This window comes from Streptomyces sp. PsTaAH-137 (assembly GCF_003259365.1).
In the GTDB taxonomy this organism is placed as follows: Bacteria; Actinomycetota; Actinomycetes; order Streptomycetales; family Streptomycetaceae; genus Streptomyces.
Map to the genome: position 1 here is coordinate 161,381 of NZ_QLLY01000018.1, position 18,786 is coordinate 180,166.

General features: G+C 70.6%; 19 protein-coding genes. 10 read left to right on the forward strand and 9 right to left on the reverse strand.

Features of this window, described 5'->3' with window-relative positions:
* Window positions 1-12 precede the first annotated feature (12 nt).
* Entirely contained in the window at window positions 13-621 is a 609-nt protein-coding gene (locus K377_RS32750) for a TetR/AcrR family transcriptional regulator (protein ID WP_111667225.1), read from the reverse strand.
* Window positions 622-711: 90 nt separating this feature from the next.
* Window positions 712-1,584, reverse strand: a complete 873-nt coding sequence (locus K377_RS32755) for a 3-hydroxyacyl-CoA dehydrogenase family protein (RefSeq protein WP_111667226.1) — start codon at window positions 1,582-1,584, stop codon at window positions 712-714.
* 201 nt (window positions 1,585-1,785) lie between these two features.
* Here K377_RS32755 and K377_RS32760 point away from each other — a divergent pair, with 201 nt between their 5' ends.
* The 4 genes from K377_RS32760 (at window position 1,786) to K377_RS32775 (ending at window position 4,883) form a co-directional block, all read left to right on the forward strand.
* On the forward strand, window positions 1,786-2,523 hold the full coding sequence (locus K377_RS32760) for an acetoacetate decarboxylase (RefSeq protein ID WP_111667227.1): 738 nt from the start codon (window positions 1,786-1,788) through the stop codon (window positions 2,521-2,523).
* Window positions 2,524-2,587: 64 nt separating this feature from the next.
* A complete protein-coding gene (locus tag K377_RS32765) occupies window positions 2,588-3,772 on the forward strand; it encodes a CdaR family transcriptional regulator (RefSeq protein WP_237551627.1) in 1,185 nt (394 codons plus the stop codon).
* Between the two features lie 134 nt (window positions 3,773-3,906).
* Window positions 3,907-4,110, forward strand: a complete 204-nt coding sequence (locus K377_RS32770; protein WP_111667228.1) for a hypothetical protein — start codon at window positions 3,907-3,909, stop codon at window positions 4,108-4,110.
* Window positions 4,107-4,883: a PHB depolymerase family esterase gene (locus K377_RS32775; protein ID WP_237551628.1), complete on the forward strand. Its 777-nt coding sequence runs from the start codon at window positions 4,107-4,109 to the stop codon at window positions 4,881-4,883. The genes K377_RS32770 and K377_RS32775 overlap by 4 nt, the downstream gene beginning before the upstream one ends.
* Here K377_RS32775 and K377_RS32780 read toward each other — a convergent pair.
* Genes K377_RS32780 through K377_RS32790 form a run of 3 tightly spaced genes read right to left on the reverse strand, consistent with a single transcriptional unit; the run spans window position 4,849 to window position 8,174 of the window.
* Entirely contained in the window at window positions 4,849-5,781 is a 933-nt protein-coding gene (locus K377_RS32780) for an ion transporter (protein ID WP_111667251.1), read from the reverse strand. The genes K377_RS32775 and K377_RS32780 overlap by 35 nt on opposite strands.
* A gap of 27 nt (window positions 5,782-5,808) precedes the next feature.
* Window positions 5,809-6,828: a hemolysin family protein gene (locus tag K377_RS32785; protein WP_111667230.1), complete on the reverse strand. Its 1,020-nt coding sequence runs from the start codon at window positions 6,826-6,828 to the stop codon at window positions 5,809-5,811.
* Window positions 6,825-8,174, reverse strand: a complete 1,350-nt coding sequence (locus K377_RS32790) for a hemolysin family protein (protein ID WP_111667252.1) — start codon at window positions 8,172-8,174, stop codon at window positions 6,825-6,827. Before K377_RS32790 ends, K377_RS32785 begins: the two co-directional genes overlap by 4 nt.
* A 340-nt stretch (window positions 8,175-8,514) precedes the next feature.
* Here K377_RS32790 and K377_RS32795 point away from each other — a divergent pair, with 340 nt between their 5' ends.
* Complete coding sequence (locus tag K377_RS32795) at window positions 8,515-10,794, forward strand: MMPL family transporter (RefSeq protein ID WP_111667231.1); 2,280 nt, start codon at window positions 8,515-8,517, stop codon at window positions 10,792-10,794.
* Here the strand turns inward: K377_RS32795 and K377_RS32800 are convergent.
* On the reverse strand, window positions 10,791-11,114 hold the full coding sequence (locus K377_RS32800; RefSeq protein ID WP_111667232.1) for an STAS domain-containing protein: 324 nt from the start codon (window positions 11,112-11,114) through the stop codon (window positions 10,791-10,793). The genes K377_RS32795 and K377_RS32800 overlap by 4 nt on opposite strands.
* A 309-nt stretch (window positions 11,115-11,423) precedes the next feature.
* On the opposite strand from K377_RS32800, the gene K377_RS32805 reads away from it, so the two are divergent.
* A complete protein-coding gene (locus K377_RS32805; protein WP_111667233.1) occupies window positions 11,424-11,861 on the forward strand; it encodes a DUF937 domain-containing protein in 438 nt (145 codons plus the stop codon).
* Between the two features lie 33 nt (window positions 11,862-11,894).
* On the opposite strand, the gene K377_RS42080 is transcribed toward K377_RS32805, so the two are convergent.
* Window positions 11,895-12,566: a DUF6518 family protein gene (locus K377_RS42080; protein WP_220093189.1), complete on the reverse strand. Its 672-nt coding sequence runs from the start codon at window positions 12,564-12,566 to the stop codon at window positions 11,895-11,897.
* Between the two features lie 207 nt (window positions 12,567-12,773).
* Here K377_RS42080 and K377_RS32815 point away from each other — a divergent pair, with 207 nt between their 5' ends.
* A complete protein-coding gene (locus tag K377_RS32815; RefSeq protein WP_309252254.1) occupies window positions 12,774-13,028 on the forward strand; it encodes a hypothetical protein in 255 nt (84 codons plus the stop codon).
* Here K377_RS32815 and glgX read toward each other — a convergent pair.
* Together glgX and K377_RS32825 are read right to left on the reverse strand one after the other, a co-directional pair.
* Window positions 13,003-15,063: a glycogen debranching protein GlgX gene (gene glgX / locus K377_RS32820; protein ID WP_258395207.1), complete on the reverse strand. Its 2,061-nt coding sequence runs from the start codon at window positions 15,061-15,063 to the stop codon at window positions 13,003-13,005. The two genes, K377_RS32815 and glgX, sit on opposite strands and share 26 nt — an antisense overlap.
* Window positions 15,064-15,104: 41 nt before the next feature.
* Entirely contained in the window at window positions 15,105-15,605 is a 501-nt protein-coding gene (locus tag K377_RS32825) for a pep a2 (RefSeq protein ID WP_111667236.1), read from the reverse strand.
* A gap of 300 nt (window positions 15,606-15,905) precedes the next feature.
* Here K377_RS32825 and K377_RS42900 point away from each other — a divergent pair, with 300 nt between their 5' ends.
* The 3 genes from K377_RS42900 to K377_RS32840 all read left to right on the forward strand — a co-directional run.
* Window positions 15,906-16,133 (forward strand): DUF5133 domain-containing protein, encoded by a 228-nt coding sequence (locus K377_RS42900; RefSeq protein WP_375605979.1) that lies wholly within the window; start codon window positions 15,906-15,908, stop codon window positions 16,131-16,133.
* Complete coding sequence (locus K377_RS32835) at window positions 16,130-18,109, forward strand: alpha-1,4-glucan--maltose-1-phosphate maltosyltransferase (protein ID WP_111667238.1); 1,980 nt, start codon at window positions 16,130-16,132, stop codon at window positions 18,107-18,109. The genes K377_RS42900 and K377_RS32835 overlap by 4 nt, the downstream gene beginning before the upstream one ends.
* An 87-nt stretch (window positions 18,110-18,196) precedes the next feature.
* The coding region (locus K377_RS32840; RefSeq protein WP_237551629.1) for an alpha-amylase family glycosyl hydrolase at window positions 18,197-18,786 on the forward strand (590 nt) is incomplete at its 3' end.

An 18,786-nucleotide genomic window follows, 5' to 3' on the forward strand; every position in this document is an offset into this window, starting at 1 on the left:
CCCGCCCCCCGGTCAGGAGGCCGGGTCGGCCGGTGTCGTGAGGGTGCGCAGCAGCAGGGGCGTGAAGTTCTCCGTCAGGCGGCTGTTGCCGTGGATGACCTGGTGGGCGGTGACCCCTTCGAACAGGGCGATGAGCAGGCGGGCGAGTTCGTCCGCCGGGAGCGAGGGCTCGGCCCCCGCCCCGTCGAGGGCCGAGGCGAGGACGTCCGTCAGCCCCTGGGCGAGACGGTCCTCGTGGGCGGCCAGTTGCTCGGCGACGGCGGGGGTGCGGGCCGCGTGCAGGGTGAACTCCATGGAGACGAGGAACCATTGGCGCTCCTCGGCGGTACGCCCCGCGATGCGTTCACCGAGCCGCGCGATCGGATCCTGGTCCGGAGCCGCTTCCGCGCCCGAGGCCTCCAGGCCGGCCAGCAGCCGGTCGGTGTGTTCGTCGTACAGGGCGAGGAACAGCTCTTCCTTGTCCCGGTAGTTGGAGTAGAAGGCGCCTCGGGTGAGCCCCGCCCGTTCGACGATGTCGCTGATGGTCGTGGCGTGGAACCCCTTCTCCCGGAAAAGGGACCAGGCGCTCTCCGAGAGGGCGGCACGGGTCAGAGGCCGGCGTTTGGTCGGTGACTTCGGCACGTCGGGGCTCTTTCGGGGAGACTTCGCAGGCGGGGCGCGGTGCGTGGCCAGCCTAAGGGACCGCCGGACACGCCCCGGAACCCGCCACGATCAGCTCGCGGGGTCGTAGTCGTCGTAGAAGCCGCGGCCGCTCTTCACGCCGAGGTGCCCGGCGTCCACATAGCCGCGCAGCAGCTCACGGGGGCCGGTCGGCAGGTGCGGGTTCTCGGCGGCGTAGTGGTTCTCGATGTCCAGGACGACGTCCAGGCCGACCCGGTCCATGGTGCGGAACGGTCCGGCGACCCCACCCATGTTGATCATCCACATCGCGTCGACGTCCTGCGGGGTCGAGACGCCCTCGGCGACCACGCACAGCGCCTCGCGCTTGATGGCCGCCCAGACCCGGTTGAAGATGAAGCCGGTGCTCTCGCGGCGCGCCTCGAAGGGGAAGACGCCGTAGTGCGGCAGCTCGCGCAGGAGCAGGTCGAGCACGGCCCGGTCGGTGCGGCCGCTCGACATCAGGTCGACGGCGCTCTGCGCGGGCGGCATGTAGAAGTGCATGTTGAGCACGCGCTCGGGGTGCGTGACGTGGTCGATGAAAGCGCTCGTGGGGTACGACGACGAGTTGCTCGCCAGGATCGCGTCGGCGTCCGCCGCCCGGTCCAGGTCGGCGAAGATCTGCTTCTTCAGGTCCAGGCGCTCGGGGATCGCCTCCACGACCAGCCAGGCGCCGGCCAGCGCCTCGGCCAGATCGGTCGTCGAGGTCACGGTGCCGGGCGTGCCGCCCTCGATGCCCGCGGCGACCTCGGCCACGTGCTGCTCGACGTACGCGCACGCCGCCTGCCCGGCCTCGCGGACCGGGTCGTACACGCGGACCGAACCGCCGCGGGTGGCGAACATCAGGGCGATGCGGCGCCCGAGGGTGCCGGCGCCGATGACGGTGACCGGCCGGGACATCGGATCGGTGGGGAGGGTGAACGGCATGACGATCTTCTTCCAGGTTCTTCCAGTGGTGCGGGGCGGTGCCGCGGGGCCCGTGGGCCCGGATTTGCGGAGAACCACCTATCGGATACATGGTGTATCCGATACAGACTGTATCGCAGGTTTCGTGCGTGACGTCGACCTACGGATGCCGACGCACCCCTGGCGATACAGGCAGCACGACAAGCAGCACAGGAGACCCCCATGCGCGCCGAAGAGGTCCGCCGTCACGTCACCACCCCGCTGACCACGCCCGTCTATCCGCCCCGCGCCACCCGTTTCACGGACCGCGAGTACCTCAACGTCCTGTACCGGACCGACCCGGAAGCGCTGCGCGCCGTCGTCCCCGAACCGCTCGAGATCGACGAACCCCTGGTGCGGTTCGAGATCATGAAGATGGGGGACGTCGAGGGCTACGGCCCGTACCTGGAGTGCGGCCAGGTCGTCCCCGTGCGCCTCGGCGACGAGCGCGGGGAGTATCTGCACGCCATGCACCTGGACAACTTCGGCGCCACCGCGGCCGGCCGGGAGCTGAGCGCGTACCCGAAGACGATCGGGTCCCCGGCCCTGTTCGCCGACCACGGCGCTCTCGTCGGCACCCTGGACTACGGCACCCAGCGGGTGGCCACCGCCACGATGCCGTACAAGTGGGAACCCCTGGACAGGGAGCTGGCCCGGGAGCAGATCACGGTCCCGACCTACGCCGTGAAGATCGTCCCGAGCCTCGACTGGCGGCTCGACTCCTGCCGCCTCGTCCGTACCCGCATCACCGACGTCACGGTCAAGGCCGCCTACCAGGGGCCGGCCCGCCTCCAGCTGTCCGCCCACGTCATGGCGCCGCTCGCGGACCTGCCGGTCCTGGAGGTCGTCTCCGCCAGCCACATCGTCACGGACCTGACCCTGGCCCCGATGGAACCGGTGCACGACTACCTCGCGGCCTAGACGATCTCCCGCGGCGGGCGACAATACTGACGATCACCCGCCGACCGGACCTGAAGGGGCGCGCATGGCCATGGCACAGGACGAGGCCCGGCTGCGCCGCCATCTGGCGTCCGCCCTGCTGGACGACATCGACGGCATCACCGGGCGGCTGGTGTCCGACATCTGCGCGCACAGCGCGCTCTACGCCTCCGGCCGCCCGGTGCCCCTCGCCGACCTGCGCGCGATCTGCCGCGACAATCTCGTCCTCGTCATCCAGGACTTCGGCCGGCTGCCCGCCGGAGCCGCCGACTTCACGGCCGCGGCGACGGAGACCGGACGGCGGCGGGCCGGACAGGGCATGCCGCTGGACAACGTGCTGATGGCGTACCGGCGCGGGGGCCGCGTCCTGTGGCAGGCCATGACGGAACCGCTCAGGGGCCGCCCGGCGAGCGAACAGGACCTCGCACTGGAGGTCGCCGGAGCACTGTGGGAGACCATCGACCGGTTCTCGACCGTGATGTCGGACGCCTACCGCCTCGCCCAACTCGAACTGCAGCACCGCCGGGAGTCCCGCCGCGGCGCCTTCTTCGAAGCGCTCCTGGAAGGGCGGGGCGGCGACCCCGCCGTGGCCGCCGCGGCATCCACCGCTCTGGGCATCCCGGTCAACGACTGCTACGTGGTCGTGGTGATCGACCAGAACCCCGCCGACCCCGCCGCCCCCGAACCCGTACTGCAGGAGGCGGACCTGTGGTCGTTCTGGCGCACGCGCGCCGCACGCAGTACGGGCCTTGTGCGCCTGGCGTCGTTCGATTCGGCGAAGCCGGCGGCCGTGCTGCGCGACGCGCGCCTGGGGGCTGTCGGCATGTCGCCTCCGTTCCGGAGCATCGCCGACGCGGACACCGCGCTGCGCCTGGCGGAGCGCGCGCTCAGCACGGTGTTCCCGCACAGCGGCGAGGTGGCGGAACTCGACGAGCGGCTGGTCGAGGCGATGCTCACCCACGACGCCGAGATCGCCGACCGGATCCTCGCCCGCTATCTGGGAGGCGTCCCGGAGTGCGGAGCGGACGGCGTCCTGCTGATGGAGACACTCGCCACGTGGCTGGCCACGGGCTGCTCGGCCCCGCGCACCGCCGAGCGCCTGTACTGCCACCGCAACACGATCCTGAACCGGCTGGAGCGGATCTCCGAGATCACGGGCTGGTCCATCGAGTCGGGTGAGGCGCGCCTGGGCTGGGCACTGGCCCTGCGGGCGGCACGCGTCCCGCGCTGACGCCCCGGCGTCTCGTCGGGCGATGTGAGTCCGCACAGGAACGGCTCGCCACGGTTGGGCGACTGCCACTGGCCGGTGACGGAGCGGGTCACCCAGGATGTGCGGAATCTGATCACATCCACGGGAGGCCTGTGATGGGAGAGACGTTCCGGCGCGCGCTGATGGTCGCCGCGACGACGGGCATGGCGCTGACGTTCCTGACGGACGGAGCGGTCGCCGCCGCGGGACACGACGAGCGGGGCACCTACATCAACGCCGCGGGCAAGGTGGAGTACCAGGTGCACCTGCCGCCCGGGTACCGGCCCGGGAAGTGGTGGCGCTGCACGGCTGCGGCATGACCGGCTTCGCCGAGAACTCGATGAAGGACATGACCCGGTTCGACCGGCTGGCCGACGCCAAGGGGTTCATCGTCGTCTATCCGTCACAGGATCCCTGGCGCAACCTGCTCCGCTGCTGGAACGCGATCGAGCCCGCGCACCAGCACCGGGGAAGCGGCGAACCCTCCTTGATCGCGGGGCTCACGCGCGAGGTGCTGACGAACTATCACGCCGATGGCGCAAGGGTGCACGTCGCCGGAGCCTCGTCCGGCGCCGGGCTCGCGGTCGTCATGGCGGCGGCCTATCCGGACGTCTACGCCTCCGCGGCCTCCCTGGCCGGCGGGGAGTACGCCTTCGACAAGGTCAAGCCCGACCCGGACGCGGTCAGCCCGGTGGAGACGGCGAAGCTCGCCCACGCCGAGATGGGACCGCGCGCCCGGCAGGTTCCCCTGCTCATCGAACAGGGCAGCGCGGACACGACGGTGCCGCCGTGGATGGCCGACCGGCTGGCCTCGCAGTGGGCCGCCGTGGACGATCTCGCTCCGGACGGCCGGCTCGACGGAGACGTGGACGACATGCCCGACGCCACCCGGCGCGTGGACGCTCCGGGGGAGCGCCCCTACACCCGCACCAGCTACACGGCGCGCGGCGGCGGACAGCCGCTGATCGAGAAGTACGACGTGGAAGGTCTGGCCCACAAGTGGCCGGGCGGCGGCACCGGTTCGTACGCGGATCCGCTGGGCCCGGACATGACCTCCCTCATGTGGGACTTCTTCGCGGATCGGCACCTGTGAGGGACTGCCGCGGCGCCGGGAAGGCGGCCAGGCTCGCCTCCAGATCGTCCAGCGCCCTGCGCGCCGTGGCGATCCGGGCGCGTACCTCCTCCTCGGAAGCCGTCGCCGCGGCAGGCTCGTCGGACCGGGGCTCCTCGGGCCCGGACTCCTCCATCGCGCGGGCCTCGTCCAGCGACGTGATGACGACACCGATGAGGACGTTGACCAGGACGAAGGAGGCGATGAGGACGTAGGAGGCGTAGTAGACGATGCTCCAGCGCGAGATCTCCAGGCCCCCGTGCACCGCGTCGCCGAGACCGTCCAGGGTCATCAGCAGGAACAGGGTGAGGATCGCGCGGCCGATCGACCCGAAGTGCTCGGGATTGTCGTCGGCGAAGAAGACCCAGCCCACCATCGCGTAGACGTACAGCAGCAGCCCGCCCACCAGCAGGAAGCTGACGGTGCCGGGCAGGCTGCGGCCCACCGCGACCAGCACGATGCGCAGTTGGGGCAGGAACCGGGCCGCGCGCAGCACGCGGGACAGTCGCAGCAGGCGCAGCACGGTGGCGTTCTCGCGGACGAACGGCAGGAACGCGCACAGCACCACGGCGAGGTCGAACACGTTCCATCCGTCGCGCCAGAACGCGCGCGGCCGGTCGAGATGCGCGCCGATCCGCAGCACGATCTCGGCGGTGAAGACGGCCAGGAAGACGTGCTCGACCACCTTCAGCTCGTCGTCGAACCGGTCGGTGATCCCGCTGTAGGTCTCGACGCCGAGGACGGCCGCGTTGGTGAGGATCACCACGAAGACGGTGACGGCGAACCAGCGGGCCTCCGTCACGACGCGACAGCGGGCGGCCACCGCGGCGCGCCGGGAGGCCCCGGATAAGCGGATCGGAGGGTGGTGCGGATCGTGGATCGGGTTGCTGCTCACAGGAATTGGATCTTACGCGGCCCGCGGGTGGGTGAGACGCGCCAAGAGGTCGTCCAGAGCGACGAGACCGGTGAGCCGGCCGGTGTCGTCGCAGACGACCGCCAACGAGGCGCGACGGGCGCGGAGTTCCTCGATGGCGTGGCCGACGGTGTCGGTCTCCAGCAACTCGGGCACGGGGCGGGCCAGTTCGCGGGCGGTCGTCGTGCGTCCGCGGGCCCGCGCGATGAGCGCGTCGCGGGCGTGGACGGAGCCGGTGACCAGGGATCCGTCACGGACCAGGAGGCGGCTGCGGTCGGTGGCGGCGGCCGTCGCGAGGACGGTGTCGATGTCCGCGTCGGCCGGTACGGAGGTGATCCGCGCGGCCGGAACCTGGAGTTCGCCGACGGGGGAGAGCGGTTCGACGAGGGAGCTGGTGATGAGCTCCGAGTCGTCCTTGCTGATCAGGCCGAGCCGCTCCGACTCGGCGACGAGATCGGTGAGTTGCTCGCGGTTGTGGACCTCGGCGAGCTCGTCGCGCGGGGTGACACGGCACAGGCGTACCAGCGCGTTGCTGATGCGGTTGAGGATCCGGATCAGCGGGCGGACCGTCTTGACCAGCGCGCGGAACGGCGGCGCGAGGAGCATCGCCGACCGCTCGGGGTGCGCGATGGCCCAGGACTTGGGGGCCATCTCGCCGACGACCATGTGCAGGAAGACCACCACGATCATGGCGAGGGCGAAGGAGACGCCGTAGCTGAGTCCGCTGGGCAGACCCCAGCCGTGCAACAGCGGATCGATCGCGTGGGAGATGGCGGGCTTGGAGATCGATCCGAGGCCCAGGGTGCAGATGGTGATGCCGAGCTGGGCACCGGCCAGCATCAGCGACAGCTCGCGCATTCCGGCGAGCGCGGCCTTGGCGCCGCGCTGTCCGGTCGCGGCCGCCTTCTCCATCCGGTGGCGTTTCGCGGCGACCAGGGCGAACTCGGCGGCCACGAAGAAGCCGCTGCCGATCAGGAGCAGGACGGTGATGAAGAGAGCCAGGGGGAAGCTCATGAGCGCGCCTCCTCGGCGGACGGGCCGATACCGGCGGGTACCCGGGTCAGATGGATCTCGTCCGGGACGTGGCGGTCGAGGCCGGTCACGTCGATGACCACGCTGTCGCCGTCGGCGAGGTCGAGGGTGAGGCGGTCGCCGATGGCCGGGAAGCGGCCGAGCCGGTCCACGATCAGGCCCGCCACGGTGTCGTAGTCCTCGTCCTCGGGCAGTTCGATGCCGGTGGCCTCGGCGACCTCGTCGATGCGGCGGCCGGCGTCGACCGTCCAGCCCGCGCCGTCCGGATCGGGGACGGCGAGCCGCGGCTCCCGGTCGCTCTCGTCGGCGATGTCCCCGACCAGCTCCTCGGCGATGTCCTCGTAGGTGACGATGCCCGCGACACCACCGTGCTCGTCGAGCACGACCGCGAACTCGTCGTCGGCCTCGCGCATCCGGTCCACCGCGTCGGGCAGCCGGAGCGTGTCGGGCAGAAGGAGAGGGCGCCGCGCGAGTGCGGCGGCCGTACGGGTCGCGTACGCGGACTGCGGCAGGGCCATCAGCTCCCGGACCCCCAGGACGCCGGTGACGTCGTCGGGGTGGTCGCCCATCACGGGGTACGTGGAGTGGCCGTGCTCGGCGATCAGCTCGATCGTGTCGGTGGCCGTGGCGTCCTTGCGGACGAACACGGCGTCGGCGCGCGGCACCATCACCGCGTGCAGCGTCCGCTCGTTGAACTCCAGCGCGTGGTCGAGCAGCGAGGCGGCCTCGCGCGGCAGTTCGCCCTGCTGGTGGGACTCGCCGATGAGATGGCTCAGCTCCTCCAGGGTCGCGCCGTGATGCAGTTCCTCGACCGGCTCGATGCCGACCCTGCGCAGCAGCCCGTTCGCGGCGCCGTCGAAGAGCCGGACCACCGGGCCGACCACCTTGAGGTACGCGACCGTGGAGCCCGCGAGGGCCTTGGCCAGGCGCTCCGGGACGGCCAGCGCCAGGTTCTTGGGGGCCAGCTCGCCCAGCACCATCTGGACCACGGTGGCCAGGACGAACGCCAGGATCACCGCGATCGTCGTGACGGCCGCGTCCGGAAGCCCGATCCCGGACAGCACCGGTCGCAGCAGGGTCGAGACCGACGGTTCGGCCAGGAAGCCGACGATCAGGCCGGTGACCGTGATGCCGAGCTGCGCGCCCGACAGCATGAACGACAGCCGCTCCAGGACCGTCAGCGCCTTGGCGGCCTTCTTGTCGCCCGCCTCCGCCGCACGGGCGAGGGCGAGCCGGTCGGCGGCGACGTACGCGAACTCCTGGGCGACGAAGTAGCCGGTGCCCGCCGTCAGCACGAGGACCGCGAGCAGGCCGAGCACGGCGCTCAGCACGCGCGCCACCCGCCCTGTGCCGTGCTCACGCTCGTCCGGTACCGAGCGTGGCGGGAGGGGCGGGGACGGGTCCCCGCAGAGTCCGTCGATCTGGCGGACAACGTGCAGCTCCTTCGCGCTTTACTTTCTCTTTGCCTTCATGTCGATAACGGCCGACACGACCCCGGTGTTCCCGATCACTGTCCGACGGTGCCGAGCCGGGCGCCAGTCGGCTGCGGGGCCGAGCGGGGCAGCGCGCACTCGCCAGGACGCTCCGACGGTGTCGGCGTTTAATGAACGTAAGCGTTCATCGGAGTCCGATGAACGTGCAGGGGAGCATCTCTCCCGGGAGCAGCACATGCCCGCCACCCAAGACACGCCAGAGCGGGGACCGAGCCGGCGGCTCGGCAGGCTGAGGGCCCTGGGCGAATGGTGTGCACGGCACTCCGTGATCGTCATCGTCGCCTGGCTGATCGTCCTGGCGGCGCTCCAGGTGCTCGACCGGACGTTCGGCGGCACGTACTCGGACGACTTCTCCCTCCCGGGCGTGCAGTCCTCGAAGGGTGTGGACGTGCTCCAGAAGCACGACCCCGCGGCCGGCGGATACAGCAGCCAGATTGTGCTGCGCGACACGGGGCAGCCGCTGTCGACGGTGAGTTCGCAGATGGGCCAGACGGTCGGCGACCTGCAGAAACTGCCGCACGTACTGTCGGCCCAGAACCCGCTCCCGACGAGCTCGCAACCCGCCCCCACCCCGTCCGGGCAGCCGAACGTCGGGCCCCTGTCGACCGACGGGAAGACCGCCTACATCACGGTCCGCTTCGATGTGCAGCCCTCCACGCTCGGCGACGGCTACCTCTCCGGCGTGGACAGTGCGGTGCAGCCGCTGCGGGCCGCCGGGGTCGACGTCGAGTACGGCGGCCCGCTCGGCGAACTGGCGCGGCCGCCGGCCGACGACCGGACCAGCGAGGCCATCGGCTTCGCGGTGGCGATCGTCGTCCTCCTCGTCGGGTTCGGCAGCGTGCTGGCCGCCGGGCTCCCGCTGGTCACCGCGCTGCTCGGGGTCATCGGGGGACTGGCCTGTCTGGGCCTGCTGGCCGCGGCCTTCACCTTCGCGACCGTGTCCCCGACGCTGGCCACCATGATCGGCCTCGGTGTCGGCATCGACTACGCGCTGTTCCTCATCACCCGGCACCGGCAGAACCTCATCGACGGCACCGACCCCGTGCACGCGGCGGGCCACGCCACCGCGACCAGCGGACGGGCCGTCCTCATCTCCGGCTGCACGGTCATCATCGCCCTGGCCGGACTCTCCGTCTCCGGGGTCTCCTTCATCAGCAAACTCGGTCTCGCGGCGGCCGTGACCGTCGTCTCCGCGGTCGCCGGTGCGCTCACCCTCGTCCCGGCGCTGCTCGGCCTCATCGGTAGGCGCGTCGACCGCTACCGTGTGGGCAGAACGGTGGCGGAGACCGACGCCTCGTCCGAAGCGTCGGCACACGGCACCTGGCACCGCTACGCGCAGCGCGTCGAGCGACGGCCCCTGTGGTTCCTGACGGGCGGACTGGTCACGGTGATCGTGCTGGCGATCCCGCTGCTGTCCATCCAGCTCGGCCACATCGGCGACGGCGCCGACCCGACGTCGTTCACGGACCGGCGGGCGTACGACATCATGGCGGACTCCTTCGGCCCCGGGTCCAACGGCCCGCTGACCGTGGTCATCGACCAGTCCTCCGTGCCGTCCGGCCAGCGTTCGGCGCTGGTCGCCCAGGCGCAGAAGTCGGTCGGCGGCGTCGCGGGCGCGGCCGCGGTGACGCCGCTGACCCCCACGAAGGACGGAGACGTGCTCGTCGGCACCGTCTTCTCCAGGGAGTCCCCGCAGAGCGGGGCCACCACCGACCTCACGAACCGGCTGGTCGACGACACCCTGCCGCAGGCGGTGTCGGGCACCACCGCCCAGGGCTACGTCACCGGAACCACCGCGGCCCAGGTCGACTTCCGCGACATCGTGGCGCAGCGGCTGCCCTTCATCATCGCCGTGGTCGTCGCCCTCGCCTTCCTCATCATCCTGGCCGTGTTCCGCGGGCTGCTCGTCGCGCTGAAGGCGGCGGTGCTCAACGTGCTGTCCATCGCCGCGTCGTACGGCGTCGTCGTCGCCGTCTTCCAGTGGGGCTGGGGCGGCCCCGCGCTCGGGGTCTCGGGCAAGGTCCCCATCGAGAGCTATGTGCCGATGATGATGTTCGCGATCATCTTCGGGCTCAGCATGGACTACGAGATCTTCCTGCTGTCGCGGGTCCATGAAGTCTGGCTGCGCACCGGCGACGCGCGGGCCAGTGTCGCCCACGCGCTGGAGATCACCGCACGGGTGATCACCTGCGCCGCCCTGATCATGGTGAGCGTCTTCGCCGCGTTCGTCGTCAGCGACAACATCGTGGTCAAGATGCTCGGACTCGGCCTGGCGGTCAGCGTGTTGATCGACGCGACCGTCGTCAGGCTGCTCCTCGTACCGGCTGTGATGACGCTGCTCGGCGCCCACGCGTGGTGGACGCCGAGCTGGCTCGACCGGATCCTGCCGCACATCGACACGGAAGGGGATCCCGCGTCCCCGCCTGCCGATCAGCGGGGCGGAGAAGGGTCCTAGGCGGCCCGGGGCGCGCTGGAGTCGGGCAGGTGCTGTTCCCATCCCATGTGCGGGAACAGTTCACCGGCCAGCCGGAGCAGGTGCAGCGGCTGCGACGGCAGATTGGTGACGCTGACGTGCAGCCGCGGGGAGGAGACGCCGAGCAGGTGCAGCCCGGCGATGTCCATGAACGGGACGGCGTGCAGGTCCCACACCAGCTCGGTCACGTCGGAGGGGAGTTGGTCGACCCTGGCGCGCAGCTGGTCCAGGTCGGCGAAGCCGATGTCGCCGTGCGGGGTGAGTGTGGCGCTGGCGCTGTGACGTTCGACGGTTACGTTCATGGGGCGCCCCCCTTCTGGGGGTTGCTGAGCCCAAAGACGATGCGGTCCCCGGTGTGCGGGGCCCTACGGCTAAGGCGGGTCCGAATGCCCGTGATGGGGGCAACGTCCGGGACCCAAAGAGCCGGCACATGGCCGGACCGACTCGGTCTCTTGTCCGTCCACCGTCCCACAGGTACCCCCGGTCGGGCCAGGACGATGCTCTTGTCCGGCCCCAGTGGGGTCGGTCGGGCAGGCGAATGCCCAGGTGTACCCGACACCTTCCGGTGGGTGCGGTCGCCGATACCCGCGGACCGACTTAGCGTTTGGGGCATGAGTGAACAATCGGGTGAGAAGCCGCTGGAGCAGGACGTTCTCGACGAGCTCGGCGACGACGGGCTCCAGCAGCTCGCGGAGGTGCTCGGCACGGATGCGGCGGGCGCCCAAGGAGTCGTCGGGAACACGGTGGCGGCTCTCTCCGGTGGGCTGCGCGAGCGTTCCGAGGAAGGGCCCGAGGGTGCCCGCGAGGTGCGGCAGGCCATCGATGAAGCGGCTCAGCAGCCGCTTCAGGGCGTCGCTGCGTTCGGCGGTCTGGGCGGGCTGGCTTCCGGCGGGCTGCTGGCCGGACTCCTGTCGCGGATGAGCCGCCCCGCGGCCAACGTGATCGCGAAGAAGACGGGCTTGCCCGCGGCGAACGTGGCCCGCGGGATCGAGCTGGTCATCCCCGTGATCCTGGCCGTGCTGAGCAAGCGGGCCACGCGCAAGAAGTAGCCCTTGTCCGCCCTGGAGCCCGAAGCCCCGACTCTAGGCCGAGATCTGATCCAGCAGGCCGTAGACAGCCGCGTAGGCCACCGGGGACGCGAGGACCATCACGCCGAGGCTCAGGCCGCGCTCGCGCCACGTCCGGGCCAGCGCCGGCGGGAGCGCGCAGGCGATCGCGGCGCAGGCGATGGCCTGGTCCGCGTATCCGAGCGTCAGCCAGGAGTGCAGACACTCGCTCCCGAAGAGACCGCCGAACGCGCCCAGGGCCCCCACGCGCCGCCAGAGCCGATCGCTCCGCCGCCACCAGGCGCCGGCCGTACCGAAGAGCGGCCCGGAGACGCAGGCCATCGCCAGCCAGACGAGCGGGAAGACGAGACTTCCCATCCCGTCACGGCCCAGTTCCGCGTAGCCGTAGTAGCCGACGACGAGCCCGATCTCGGCCAGCGCGCCGGCCGCGGCGATGCGCCGGACACCGCTGACGCGCGGAGCGAGAACCGCGCCGGTGACGAAGGCCAGCACCGACCACACCCCACCGGAGTTGGCCAACTGGCTCCAGGGCCAGGGCAGCCAGCCCTGCAGCAGGTTCGTCAGAACGCCGAAGGTCAGACCCGTGGCGGCGCACAGGAGCGGGGTGACGGCCGCGCGGTTGCGATGAGCGGGGCGTTCGAGAGCGAGCGTCGGCGGCGGCGAGGTCGTGGAGGGCTGGGAGGTCATGAAGGTGACTATACATTCCATGTATACGCACAGTTTATAGGTGGCGGGAATCCGATTCTCCCGTCCTCGTACACCCTGGAGGCACCTGTGGATCACCCGGTATCCGAACCCGTCGGCGCACAGGCGTACTTGGCCGTCTGCGGTCACACACACCTGTTCCGCGGCGCGCGATGCCGCATCCGGGGGCTGGCCGACCCCGGAGCCTTCGTGACGGCGCCCCGGCCGGTCGACCTGGTCCTGCGCTTCGCCGACGACGTGGTCGCGGACGCCGGGCTGCGCGTGGACGGACCGGCGGGGGCCGTCCTCGTCGTGGCGGGATACACCACGGCCGCCGGTACCTCGCTCGACGGGCGGTCCTGGTCGGTCCGCGAGCTTCGGTGCGAGGGCGACGAGGTCGAACTGATCGTCGCGGGCCCGGCCGCGAGCGGCCGGGAACCTACGGCGCGATGGACGGACGCGTGAGGACCAGCAAGGAGTGCGGGGCCAGCCGGACGATCTCCTCGGCCTTGTGCTCCGTCTCGTCGGGTACGCCGTCGGGCTCCGCGGTGTCGACGCGGGTGGTCCACGCCATGCCGTAGGCCGGGTCCGGGACGGTGAACTCCACCGGGTCCCAGCAGAAGTTGAACAGCAGCAGGAACGAGTCGTCGACCACGCGGTTGCCCTCGCTGTCACGGGCGACGATCGCGTCGCCGTTGAGGTACACCGTCAACGCGTGCGCATCCGCGTTCTCCCAGTCCCTCTCGGTCATCGCCCGCGCGTCGGGGCGCAGCCAGGCCACGTCCGGCAGGGCCTGCTCGCTGTCCGTGGGGGCCTGTCCGCGGAAGAACCGGCGCCGCCGCAGTACGGGATGGGCGGCGCGCAGTGCGACGATGCGGCGGGTGAACTCCAGCAGGGATGAGCGGTCGTCGTCGAGGTCCCAGTCCACCCAGGTCAGCTCGTTGTCCTGGCAGTAGGCGTTGTTGTTGCCGCGCTGCGTCCGGCCGAGTTCGTCCCCATGGCTGAGCATGGGGATGCCCTGCGACAAAAGGAGGGTGGTCAGGAGGTTGCGTTGCTGGCGGGCCCGCAGCGCGAGGACGCCCGGGTCGTCGGTGGGGCCCTCCGCCCCGCAGTTCCACGACCGGTTGTCGCTCTCGCCGTCGTTGTTGTCCTCGCCGTTGTCCGCGTTGTGCTTCTCGTTGAAGGACACGAGATCGCGTAGGGTGAAGCCGTCGTGCGCCGTGAGGAAGTTGACGCTGGCCCGGGGGCGGCGCCGGTCGTGCTGGTAGAGGTCGGCCGATCCGGTCAGCCGCGCGGCGAACTCGCCGAGGGTGCCCTCGCGGGCCCGCCACACGTCGCGGACGCTGTCGCGGTACTTGCCGTTCCACTCGGACCACTGGGGTGGGAAGTTGCCCACCTGGTAGCCGCCGTCGCCGAGGTCCCAGGGTTCGGCGATGAGCTTCACGCGGCCGACGACGGGGTCCTGCTGGATGAGGTCGAAGAACGCCGACAGCCGGTCCACCTCGTGGAACTGACGCGCCAGGGTGGCCGCCAGGTCGAAGCGGAACCCGTCCACATGGCATTCGGTGACCCAGTACCGCAGCGAGTCCATGAGGAGTTGCAGGACGTTGGGGTGCCGCATGAGCAGGCTGTTGCCGGTGCCCGTGGTGTCGTAGTAGCGGCTGAAGTCGTCGTCGGCGAGCCGGTAGTAGGACGCGTTGTCGATCCCGCGGAACGACAGGGTGGGGCCGTTCTCGTTCCCCTCCGCGGTGTGGTTGTAGACCACGTCCAGAATCACTTCCAGGCCCGCGCCGTGCAGGGCGCGGACCATGTTCTTGAACTCGTCGACCTGCTCGCCGAGGGTGCCGTGCGCCGCGTAGGCGTGATGCGGCGCGAAGAAGCCGATCGTGTTGTACCCCCAGTAGTTGGACAGCCCGCGGTCGCGCAGGAAGCCGTCCTGGACGTACTGGTGCACGGGCAGCAGCTCGACCGCGGTCACCTTCAGGGAGGTCAGATGGTCGAGCACGGCCGGCTCGGCCAGACCCGCGTAGGTGCCCCGCAGCTCGTCCGGAACCTGCGGATGACGCATCGTCAGGCCGCGCACATGCGTCTCGTAGATGACGGAGTCGGAGAAGGCGTGCCCCGGAGGTGTGTCGCCGGCCCAGTCGAAGGCGGGGTCGACGACGACGGAGCACAGGCCGCGCCCGCCCGCCTCCTGCCCGCCCGACCGGTCGTGCACGGCCTTGGCGTACGGGTCGAGCAGGAACGCCTCGGGGTCGCAGCGGTGGCCGGAGGCCGGCTCCCACGGGCCGTGCACCCGGTACCCGTACTGCTGGGGAGGTCCGACACCGGGCAGGTAGCCGTGCCACACGGAGCCGTCGACCTCGGGCAGGGTCACCGTGTGCTCGGTGCCGTCGGGATCGAGGAGGACCAGGTCCACCTGGCTCGCCACATCACTGAACAGCGCGAAGTTGGTGCCGTCGCCGTCGTGGGTCGCCCCGAGGGGGTAGGGGCGACCCACACGTACGTGTGACTGATCCCCGGGTGCGGTGTCTCCTCGGGTCATGAGGCCGCGCCCGCACGGGCCGGCACACCGTCCGCACCGGGGCGGGACAGCACGGCGCGGGGCACGCCCAGCGCCTCGCTCGCCGTGGGCGCGGGCCGCTTCGCAACGAGCACCTCGTGGTCGTCGATCCGGCTGCGCAGCGCGAACCAGACCAGGTGCTGGGCCCGCCTGGTGCAGCTGCCCCAGCCGTCGCTCATCTCGGCGATCTGCGAGCAGCGCAGCGGGAGTTCGTGCGCCGCGGCGCCCACCGGGGTCTCGTACGACACGGCGTTGATCAGCTGCTGCCCGTTCCACCACGCCTCGATCTCGATACGGGCGTCAGGGCTGCCCTGGACCGCGAGCTCCATCAGCAGACCGAGACCTCGGGTCGTCGAAGGGGTCAGCCGCTCCAGTCCCCAGTAGCGCAGGTGCGCGGCCATGATGCGCTGGACCTGGCCCACGCGTTCGGGGGCCGGTCGCACGGTGACGTGGTAGTAGCGGGGCGTTGCCTGGTGCATGGTTCTTCGCTCCTCACCGGCGCTCGCGTTCCGCCGTGTTCGGCGGAGCGGCACGCACGCACAGCGCGCACGGAAGGTGAACACCGGTCGCTCGAGAGTCACTGCTCAGCCTGGATCTCTTACTCCATTCGTGCAACCGGAGCGTGATGCGGGGGCCACGCTCGGTTCAACAGGCCGGATGCGGGATCGCGCCGCACTATGGGTGAGGGAGCGCCGGACGGTGACGTCGCGTTCTCTCTCTGTGAACGGGTCACGGGCCCTCCGGGCCCGACGACGCGGAGATCCGGAGGTCGATGGGCGATGGAGTCATCGTGTGCCACCGGCGAGGTCGACCGGTGCTTGACGAGGTATCGCTTGTGGGAGCGCCGCTTCCTGGCGTCCCCGGCCGATGCCGGGACGTCGGACCGCTTCGCGCGGGCCGTCGCGGCCCTGTGCCGGGCGACGGGTGAGCGGTGCGGCAGGGAGGCCGCCGCGGCGGCGGACCGGTCGAGGCGGCACGGGCACGGACCGGGAGGTGACCCGCGATGACGGCGCACACCCACACCCCCGTTCCGGTCCCGCTGACCGTCGAGGACGTGCGCCCCGCCGTGGACGGCGGACGGCGCCCGGCGAAATCCGTCGTGGGCGAGTCCTTCCCCGTCACCGCCCTGGTTTTCGTCGAGGGCAGCGGCGTCCTCGGCGCGGAAGTGGTGCTGCGCGATCCGGACGGAGCCGAGACGCTGCTCCGGCCGATGGCGGAGGTCGCGGCGGGCACGGACCGGTGGCGCGCCGACGTCGGTGCGGACCGGCCGGGACGGTGGAGCTACCGCGTGCGCGCATGGCTCGATCCCGTGGCCACGTGGATGCGTGACGCCGTGGTCAAGGTGGGCGCCGGCGTGGACTGCGAGAGCACACTCGAACAAGGCGCGGAGCTCCTGGAGCGGGCGCTGGCGTTGCGGCCGGACCCTGCGGCGGGGGAGGCGCTGCGGTCGGCGATCGCGGCACTGGGCGACGGAGCCCGCACCCCTCAGGACCGGCTGGCCGCCGCGATGACTCCCGCCGTGCGCGCCGCGTTGCGGAGCGCGCCCGTCAAGGAACGTCTGACGGAGAGCCGTTCCCACTCGCTGCTCGTGGAGCGGGAGCGGGCGCTGTACGGCTCCTGGTACGAGTTCTTCCCGCGCTCGGAGGGCGCGGTCGTCGAACCCGGGAAACCGTCCGTGAGCGGCACCTTCGCCACGGCGGCGGAGCGCCTGCCGGCGATCGCGGAGATGGGCTTCGACGTCGTATACCTGCCGCCGATCCACCCCATCGGCACCACGGCCCGCAAAGGCCCGGACAACTCGCTGTCCCCGGGACCGCACGATGTCGGCGTGCCCTGGGCGATCGGCGCCCCCGAGGGCGGGCACGACGCCATCCACCCCGACCTCGGCACCCTCGACGACTTCGACGCGTTCGTCGCGCGCGCCCGGGAGCTGGACATGGAGATCGCCCTCGACTTCGCGCTCCAGTGCTCCCCCGACCACCCCTGGGTGCACAAGCACCCGGAGTGGTTCCACCACCGCCCCGACGGCACGATCGCGTACGCGGAGAACCCGCCGAAGAAGTACGAGGACATCTATCCGATCGCCTTCGACGCCGATCTGCCGGGGCTCGTCGCGGAGACGACCCGTGTGCTGCGGCACTGGATGGCGCACGGAGTCCGCATCTTCCGCGTCGACAACCCGCACACCAAGCCGGTCGCGTTCTGGGAAGCGGTCATCGCGGACATCAACCGCGGCGACCCCGATGTCATCTTCCTGGCGGAGGCGTTCACCCGCCCGGCGATGATGAGGGCCCTGGCCCAGAGCGGTTTCCAGCAGTCGTACACGTACTTCTCCTGGCGCAACACCAAGAGCGAACTCACCGAGTATGTCCAGGAGCTGGCGGGTGAGTCGGCGGCCTCCATGCGGCCGAACTTCTTCGCCAACACGCCGGACATCCTGCCCGAGTTCCTTCAGCACGGCGGCCGTCCCGCCTTCGAACTGCGCGCTGTCCTGGCGGCGACCCTCGCCCCGTCCTGGGGTGTCTACAGCGGATACGAGCTGTGCGAGAACACTCCGCTGCGCCCCGGCAGCGAGGAGTATCTGCACTCCGAGAAGTACGAACTACGGCCGCGGGACTGGGAGTCTGCGGCGCGCGAGGGACGGACGATCGCTCCGCTCCTGACCGCGCTCAACGACATCCGGCGGCGCAGCCCCGCGTTGCGGCAACTGCGGGACGTGCACTTCCACCACGCGGACAAGGACGCGGTCCTCGTGTACTCGAAACGCAGTGGCTCGAACACGGTTCTGGTCGTCGTGAACCTCGACCCGCACCACACCCAGGAGGCCACACTCCACCTCGACTGCGAGGCGCTGGGCCTCGCGCCGGACGCCACCTTTCGCGTACGCGACGAGCTGTCCGGTCAGACCTACTCCTGGAGCGCCACCGCATACGTGTGTCTGACGCCGGGCGTCACGCCCGCGCACATTCTGACGATCGGTTGAGTCAGGAACCTTCGGTTGAGTCAGGAAAAGTGCTCTTCCGGACCGGCATGAACACCCCGAGCGTGAACAACCCGAGGGAGCACCCTCATGGATGCGAACGACCTCATGCTGCCCGCCCACCCGCACGCCGCGGGCCGGGACCCGGACTGGTTCAAGCGTGCCGTCTTCTACGAGGTCCTGGTCCGCTCCTTCTACGACAGCAACGGTGACGGTGTCGGCGACCTCAAGGGCATCACGGCGAAACTGGACTACCTCCAGTGGCTCGGCGTCGACTGTCTCTGGCTGCCGCCGTTCTTCAAATCCCCGCTGCGCGACGGCGGCTACGACGTGGCCAACTACATCGCCGCACTACCGGAGTTCGGTGATCTGGCGGACTTCGTGGAGTTCGTGGATGCCGCGCATCAGCGCGGGATGCGCGTGATCATCGACTTCGTGATGAACCACACGAGTGATCAGCACGAGTGGTTCCAGCAGTCGCGTTCGGATCCCGACGGCCCCTACGGCGACTACTACGTCTGGGCGGACGACGACAAGCAGTACCAGGACGCGCGGATCATCTTCGTGGACACGGAGGCGTCGAACTGGACGTTTGATCCGGTGCGCAAGCAGTACTTCTGGCACCGGTTCTTCTCCCACCAGCCGGACCTGAACTATGAGAACCCGGCCGTGCAGGAGGA

Bases quoted from the DNA above. Each gene is read 5' to 3' on its own strand.
- K377_RS32775 (WP_237551628.1), top strand. From the start codon at position 4,107: ATGACCGGCTTCGCCGAGAACTCGATGAAGGACATGACCCGGTTCGAC.
- K377_RS32835 (WP_111667238.1), top strand. From the start codon at position 16,130: ATGACGGCGCACACCCACACCCCCGTTCCGGTCCCGCTGACCGTCGAG.
- K377_RS32755 (WP_111667226.1), bottom strand. From the start codon at position 1,584: ATGCCGTTCACCCTCCCCACCGATCCGATGTCCCGGCCGGTCACCGTC.
- K377_RS32805 (WP_111667233.1), top strand. From the start codon at position 11,424: ATGAGTGAACAATCGGGTGAGAAGCCGCTGGAGCAGGACGTTCTCGAC.
- K377_RS42080 (WP_220093189.1), bottom strand. From the start codon at position 12,566: ATGACCTCCCAGCCCTCCACGACCTCGCCGCCGCCGACGCTCGCTCTC.
- K377_RS32795 (WP_111667231.1), top strand. From the start codon at position 8,515: ATGCCCGCCACCCAAGACACGCCAGAGCGGGGACCGAGCCGGCGGCTC.
- K377_RS32825 (WP_111667236.1), bottom strand. From the start codon at position 15,605: ATGCACCAGGCAACGCCCCGCTACTACCACGTCACCGTGCGACCGGCC.
- K377_RS32800 (WP_111667232.1), bottom strand. From the start codon at position 11,114: ATGAACGTAACCGTCGAACGTCACAGCGCCAGCGCCACACTCACCCCG.
- K377_RS32760 (WP_111667227.1), top strand. From the start codon at position 1,786: ATGCGCGCCGAAGAGGTCCGCCGTCACGTCACCACCCCGCTGACCACG.
- K377_RS32765 (WP_237551627.1), top strand. From the start codon at position 2,588: ATGGCCATGGCACAGGACGAGGCCCGGCTGCGCCGCCATCTGGCGTCC.
- K377_RS42900 (WP_375605979.1), top strand. From the start codon at position 15,906: ATGGAGTCATCGTGTGCCACCGGCGAGGTCGACCGGTGCTTGACGAGG.
- K377_RS32785 (WP_111667230.1), bottom strand. From the start codon at position 6,828: ATGAGCTTCCCCCTGGCTCTCTTCATCACCGTCCTGCTCCTGATCGGC.
- K377_RS32770 (WP_111667228.1), top strand. From the start codon at position 3,907: ATGGGAGAGACGTTCCGGCGCGCGCTGATGGTCGCCGCGACGACGGGC.